Annotated in this window: 2 rRNA genes; both read left to right on the forward strand. The window is 55.9% G+C overall.

Annotated elements, in window-relative coordinates:
* Positions 1-512: 512 nt before the first annotated feature.
* Positions 513-3668 (forward strand): 23S ribosomal RNA (locus tag E4623_RS22355).
* A 132-nt stretch (positions 3669-3800) separates the two neighbouring features.
* Positions 3801-3917 (forward strand): 5S ribosomal RNA (gene rrf / locus E4623_RS22360).
* Positions 3918-3919 lie beyond the last annotated feature (2 nt).

Raw genomic sequence — 3919 nt, forward strand, 5'->3', positions numbered from 1 at the left:
ACCTCCTTTCTAAGGAGCACACACCCAGCATGTCCAGCGAAGCTGCCGCGTCTTGTGGTGGTGGGTTTGGGTGGCATTGGTGGTGTCTCACTAGTGGAACCGTCGATGAAGGTTCGTCCTCGATGGATGCTCTACCGTTAGTACTGCTCGTGCGTCTCCTTTTGGGGGGTGTGTGGGTGTGGAACGTGGTGGGTGTTCGTGGTGGGTGGGTTTGACACACTGTTGGGCCCTGAGACATCAGGCCCAGTCGCCCGGTTAGCCCTGGGTCCAGCTGTTTGCTGGATCGGGGGTGGGTGGTATGGCTGGTTGGTTTCTTGGTGTTTGACTTGTTGATAGTGGACGCGAGCATCCGCCCGCACGTGATCAAGCTGATCGCCGGCCCCTTCGGGGGTTGGTGGTGGGTTGGTCAGAGGTGTTGGGCGATGTTTTGTAGTGTTATGCGCTGATGCGTGCATGAGGGTTGTGTGCGTGTTGGTGTGTGTCTTTGTGTTGTGTTTGTTGAAGGTTTGTATTGGCAAGCATTGAAGGGCACATGGTGGATGCCTTGGCATCAAGAGCCGATGAAGGACGTTGGAGCCTGCGATAAGCCCTGGGGAGCTGGCAACCGAGCTGTGATCCGGGGGTGTCCGAATGGGGAAACCCGGCTGGAGTCATGTCCAGTCACCTGCACCTGAATAAAATAGGGTGTGTGGAGGGAACGTGGGGAAGTGAAACATCTCAGTACCCATAGGAAGAGAAAACAAAAGTGATTCCGAGAGTAGTGGCGAGCGAAATCGGATGAGGCCAAACCTATCTCGTGTGATACCCGGCAGGGGTTGCGGGATGGGGGTTGTGGGAGCATTCGTGGTCATCTGCCGGTGACCAAGACAGTAAGAAAATCACGTGGAAGTTGAAGTCCGTTGGAAAGCGGCGCCGTAGAGGGTGATAGCCCCGTAGTCGTAAAAGGTGATCTGTCTGTAGTGTTTCCCAAGTAACACGCCACTCCTGAAATGGTGTGTGAATCTGGCGGGACCACCCGTTAAGCCTAAATACTTCTTGATGACCGATAGCGGACAAGTACCGTGAGGGAAAGGTGAAAAGTACCCCTGGCGGGGAGTGAAATAGTACCTGAAACCGTGTGCCTACAATCCGTCAGAGCCCGGCCGCCTACCAGCCATGGTGGGTGTGGGGGTGATGGCGTGCCTTTTGAAGAATGAGCCTGCGAGTTTGCGTTGTGTTGCGAGGTTAACCCGTGTGGGGAAGCCGTAGCGAAAGCGAGTCCTAATAGGGCGTTTGAGTAGCATGATCAAGACCCGAAGCGGAGTGATCTATCCATGGGCAGGTTGAAGCGCGGGTAAGACCGCGTGGAGGACCGAACCCACTTAGGTTGAAAACTGAGGGGATGACCTGTGGATAGGGGTGAAAGGCCAATCAAACTCCGTGATAGCTGGTTCTCCCCGAAATGCATTTAGGTGCAGCGTTGCGTGTTTCTTGCCGGAGGTAGAGCACTGGATAGCCGATGGGCCCGACCAGGTTACTGACGTTAGCCAAACTCCGAATGCCGGTAAGTGAGAGCGCAGCAGTGAGACTGCGGGGGATAAGCTCCGTAGTCGAGAGGGAAACAGCCCAGACCATCAGCTAAGGCCCCTAAGCGGTGACTAAGTGGAAAAGGATGTGGAGTCGCAGTGACAACCAGGAGGTTGGCTTGGAAGCAGCCACCCTTGAAAGAGTGCGTAATAGCTCACTGGTCAAGTGATTCCGCGCCGACAATGTAGCGGGGCTCAAGTCATCCGCCGAAGCTATGGCATTCACACTCCCTTGGATGGGATCCCGGCCACTGGGTGGTTGGGTGTGTGGGTGGGTAGGGGAGCGTCGTGTCGCGAGTGAAGCTCCGGAGTGATCCAGGGGTGGACGCGACACGAGTGAGAATGCAGGCATGAGTAGCGAATCACGGGTGAGAAACCCGTGCGCCGAATGATCAAGGGTTCCAGGGTCAAGCTAATCTGCCCTGGGTAAGTCGGGACCTAAGGCGAGGCCGACAGGCGTAGTCGATGGACAACGGGTTGATATTCCCGTACCGGCAAAGTAGCGCCCATGACGAGCCCGGTGATGCTAACCATCTGAAGCCACGTCGACCGATCCCTTCGGGGTGAGGAGGTGTGGTGGAGCGTGGGATCCGATCCGGTAGTAGTCAAGCGATGGGGTGACGCAGGAAGGCAGTCCAGCCCGGGCGATGGTTGTCCCGGGGTAAGCAGGTAGGGCGTGGTCCAGGCAAATCCGGTCCGCTGACTTAGATGTCGAGCTTGAGATGTGATGCCGAGCCATTATTGGTGAAGTGGATGATCCTATGCTGTCGAGAAAAACCTCTAGCGAGCTACGCGCCGCCCGTACCCCAAACCGACTCAGGTGATCAGGTAGAGAATACTAAGGCGATCGAGTGAACCATGGTTAAGGAACTCGGCAAAATGCCCCCGTAACTTCGGGATAAGGGGGACCCGAACCGTCAACACCCTTGCGGTGGGTAGCGGGGAGGGTCGCAGAGACCAGGCCCAAGCGACTGTTTACTAAAAACACAGGTCCGTGCGAAGTTGTAAGACGATGTATACGGACTGACTCCTGCCCGGTGCTGGAAGGTTAAGAGGACCTGTTAGGCCACGTAAGTGGTTGAAGCGGAGAATTTAAGCCCCAGTAAACGGCGGTGGTAACTATAACCATCCTAAGGTAGCGAAATTCCTTGTCGGGTAAGTTCCGACCTGCACGAATGGAGTAACGACTTGGGCGCTGTCTCAACCATGGACTCGGCGAAATTGCACTACGAGTAAAGATGCTCGTTACGCGCGGCAGGACGGAAAGACCCCGGGACCTTTACTATAGTTTGGTATTGGTGTTTGGTTCGGCTTGTGTAGGATAGGTGGGAGACTTTGAAGCAGTCACGCCAGTGGTTGTGGAGTCATCGTTGAAATACCACTCTGGTCGTACTAGATGTCTAACCTAGGTCCATGATCTGGATCAGGGACAGTGCCTGATGGGTAGTTTAACTGGGGCGGTTGCCTCCTAAAAAGTAACGGAGGCGCTCAAAGGTTCCCTCAGCCTGGTTGGCAATCAGGTGGCGAGTGTAAGTGCACAAGGGAGCTTGACTGTGAGACAGACATGTCGAGCAGGGACGAAAGTCGGAACTAGTGATCCGGTGTCGGCATGTGGAAGCGACATCGCTCAACGGATAAAAGGTACCCCGGGGATAACAGGCTGATCTTCCCCAAGAGTCCATATCGACGGGATGGTTTGGCACCTCGATGTCGGCTCGTCGCATCCTGGGGCTGGAGTAGGTCCCAAGGGTTGGGCTGTTCGCCCATTAAAGCGGCACGCGAGCTGGGTTTAGAACGTCGTGAGACAGTTCGGTCCCTATCCGCCGCGCGCGTTGGAAACTTGAGAAAGGCTGTCCCTAGTACGAGAGGACCGGGATGGACGAACCTCTGGTGTGCCAGTTGTCCCGCCAGGGGCACGGCTGGTTGGCTACGTTCGGAAGTGATAACCGCTGAATGCATCTAAGCGGGAAGCACGTTTCAAGATAAGGTTTCCCACCCCCTTTGAGGGGTTAAGGCCCCCAACAGACTATTGGGTTGATAGGCCGGAGGTGTACAGCAGCAATGCCCAGCCGACCGGTACTAATAGGCCGAGGGCTTGCCTTACAAATCTTCAACCAACATCACACAGAGAAACAACTACGAGTTGTTGCGTGTTCGCGTCCACTACACAAGTTTCCACACCACCCAACCCGGGGTTCGATATGCCGGGGTTGGGGTTGGGTGTGGTCATAGAGTTACGGCGGCCATAGCGGCGGGGAAACACCCGGTCCCATACCGAACCCGGAAGTTAAGCCTGCCAGCGCCGATGGTACTGCAATCGCGAGGTTGTGGGAGAGTAGGACGCCGCCGGACAA

Source organism: Nocardioides sp. 1609 (assembly GCF_004522105.1).
GTDB lineage: Bacteria > Actinomycetota > Actinomycetes > Propionibacteriales > Nocardioidaceae > Nocardioides.